Annotated in this window: 3 protein-coding genes; all 3 read left to right on the forward strand. The window is 65.0% G+C overall.

Annotated elements, in window-relative coordinates; all coding sequences use genetic code 11:
* The first annotated feature begins 59 nt into the window (after nucleotides 1–59).
* The 3 genes from AC52Q4_RS01160 (at nucleotide 60) to fliE (ending at nucleotide 2,392) form a co-directional block, all read left to right on the forward strand.
* Entirely contained in the window at nucleotides 60–410 is a 351-nt protein-coding gene (locus tag AC52Q4_RS01160; protein WP_495534965.1) for a flagellar protein FliT, read from the forward strand.
* Nucleotides 411–551: 141 nt separating this feature from the next.
* Nucleotides 552–2,006, forward strand: coding sequence for a sigma-54 dependent transcriptional regulator (locus AC52Q4_RS01165; protein WP_495534966.1), 1,455 nt, complete (start codon nucleotides 552–554; stop codon nucleotides 2,004–2,006).
* Between the two features lie 110 nt (nucleotides 2,007–2,116).
* The gene (gene fliE, locus AC52Q4_RS01170) at nucleotides 2,117–2,392 is read left to right on the forward strand and encodes a flagellar hook-basal body complex protein FliE (RefSeq protein ID WP_495534967.1); all 276 of its coding nucleotides are present in this window, start codon (nucleotides 2,117–2,119) and stop codon (nucleotides 2,390–2,392) included.
* Nucleotides 2,393–2,553: the final 161 nt, after the last annotated feature.

Genomic DNA, 2,553 nt, shown 5'->3' on the forward strand with positions numbered 1-2,553 from the left:
CGGGTGGGATGCGATTCCACAGGAGGCCCGGGACGTGAACCGCCTTCAGGCAGAGCGCCGTGCCGCCGGCGGCTAATGCGGCCAGCGCCGTAGCGGCGTGCGATCACGAGCGGGCCGCCTGCCGCCTACTGGATCTGACTCGCGAGATGCTCGATCTGGGCCGGGCTGGCGACTGGGTGCTGTTCGCTCAGCGCGAGGAGGAACGGCAGAACCTCTCCCGCGCGATCTTCGCGACGCCGGTGCCGCGCGCCGCCGCACCGCTGGTCGCCGACTGCATCCGCCGTGTGCTCGATCTGGATCAGGAGCTGATCTCGCTCGCCGAAGCGCATCGCGACAAGGCGGCCCGGGCCATGCGGGAGACGCAGCGCGGCCGTCAGGCCGCTGACGTCTATCGCCGCTTCTCGCGTTGAGACGCCGGACTTCTGGCTTGCCGCTCGGGCGCCGTCAGGCGGCCTGGCCGAGCGCCGTTCATTTGACACGGGTCACATTTATTCATCCACATCGCCGATACATTGGCACAGGAGGTCAGGGCTAAAGGCACACGGTCGGCGATGGTCAAAGTGTTGGTGGTGGATAGCGATACCGAACGGGCCCGCGGCATAGAGGCCGTGATCCGTTTTCTCGATCACGAGCCGCGAATCGTATCCAATGTCGAGATGCTCGCACGTTCCGAGCAGTCGACCGGCTACGCGCTGGGCCTGCTTACCGAGGACTCGAGCAAAGATCATACGCAGAGTCGGCTCGCAACGGTCGGCGAGGCACTGCCGAATCTCCCCATTTTTTTGTTACGCCCCAATGGGGCGCGTACCTCGCCGGCCGACGCGGTGCAGGGCAACGTTCTGGGCACGCTCGGCCACCCCTTGCGCCAGCAGGAGCTCGCGGCGGCATTGCGTCGCGCGCTGAGCCACAACGCCCAGCAGGTCAATGGCGAGCGCGCCGCGGCGGCCGCGCTGCCGCGCTTGGTGGGGGAAAGCGCGCGTATGCGCCGCGTGCGCTCCATGATCGAGCAGGTGGCGGATTCCGATGCCACGGTGCTGATTCTCGGCGAGTCCGGCACCGGCAAGGAGATCGTGGCGCGGCAAATTCATGCCCAATCGAAACGCCGCGACGGGCCTTTCGTTCCCATCAATTGCGGCGCCATACCCGCCGAGCTGCTGGAGAGCGAGCTCTTCGGTCATGAGAAGGGCGCGTTCACCGGAGCGGTATCCAGTCGCCGCGGGCGTTTCGAGCTCGCTCAAGGCGGATCGTTGTTTCTCGATGAGATCGGCGACATGAGCCTGCACATGCAGGTCAAGCTGCTGCGCGTCCTCCAGGAGCGGACTTTCGAGCGCGTCGGCGGTACCAAGACCCTCTATGCCGACGTGCGGGTGATCGCCGCCACCCACCGCAACCTGGAGACCCAGATCACCCAGGACGCCTTCCGCGAAGATTTGTATTACCGCCTCAACGTCTTCCCGATCGAAATGCCCGCGTTGCGGGAACGCATCGCGGATCTTCCGGTGCTCACCGAGGAGCTCATTCGGCGTGTCGAGGCCGAAGGGCGCGGCATGGTGCGTTTCACCGCCCAGGCGCTATCCGTGATGAGTCAGTATTCCTGGCCCGGCAACGTCCGCGAGCTCGCCAACCTCGTGGAGCGGCTCGCCATTCTGCGTCCGTATGGCGAGGCGGGCGTGACGGATTTGCCGGAGAAGATAATCGAGCACGCTCGGCTCGCCGGCACCGAGCCGAGCGTTGCGAGCGAGCCGGCCGATGCGCCCGCCCGACCCGGGACGGAGTGCCTGCCGGTGGAGTCGACCGAAGCGCTCGCCCGGGTGTTGGTGCCCGAAGAAGGGCTCGATCTCAAGGAATGGCTCGCGGATATGGAAATACAGCTCATCCGCCAGGCCTTGGATCTTACCGACGGCGTGGTTGCTCGGGCGGCCAAGCTGCTGCGGCTGCGACGCACGACTGGGGTGGCGAAGCTGCGCAAGTACGGTATCCCGCGGGAAGGCCTCAAGGTTGTGTGAGCCAGAGGCTGTGTGGCCCGATTCATGCCTCGTGAAGAGCAGACACGAGGCAGAGAGGCCCGATCATGAACGACATGCGCATACAGCAGGTGCTCCAGCAAATGCGGGCGATGGCGGCGCAAGCCGAAGGCAATCAGCCCGCCGGAGCCGCTGCGGAATCCCGGCCCGGCGACTTCGCCGGAATGCTGAACTCGGCTATTGAGACGGTAAACAGCCTGCAGCAGGGCGCGGCGCAGAAAACCGACGGCTTCCTCAATGGCGAGGGCGTGCCGCTCACCGAGGTCATGATCGCGAGCCAGAAATCCCGAATTGCCTTCGAGACGATCAAGGAGGTCCGCAACCATCTGCTGTCGGCCTACCAGGAAATTTCACGGATGCAGGTCTGAGGTTCGAGGCAGTCCCACGAAACTTAGCAAGGATAACGCGCGATGGCGGCAAATCAGGTTCTGACAGCTACAGCAACATCTAATGTGGAGGCACAGCGTCAGAAAGATGACGATCGGGGGCGGCTCGGTCTTCTGCTGAGCGAGTACCTCGGCGATCGCGC

It is taken from the genome of Nitrococcus sp. (genome assembly GCF_059432795.1).

Bases quoted from the DNA above. Each gene is read 5' to 3' on its own strand.
- fliE (WP_495534967.1), top strand. From the start codon at position 2,117: ATGGCGGCGCAAGCCGAAGGCAATCAGCCCGCCGGAGCCGCTGCGGAA.
- AC52Q4_RS01165 (WP_495534966.1), top strand. From the start codon at position 552: ATGGTCAAAGTGTTGGTGGTGGATAGCGATACCGAACGGGCCCGCGGC.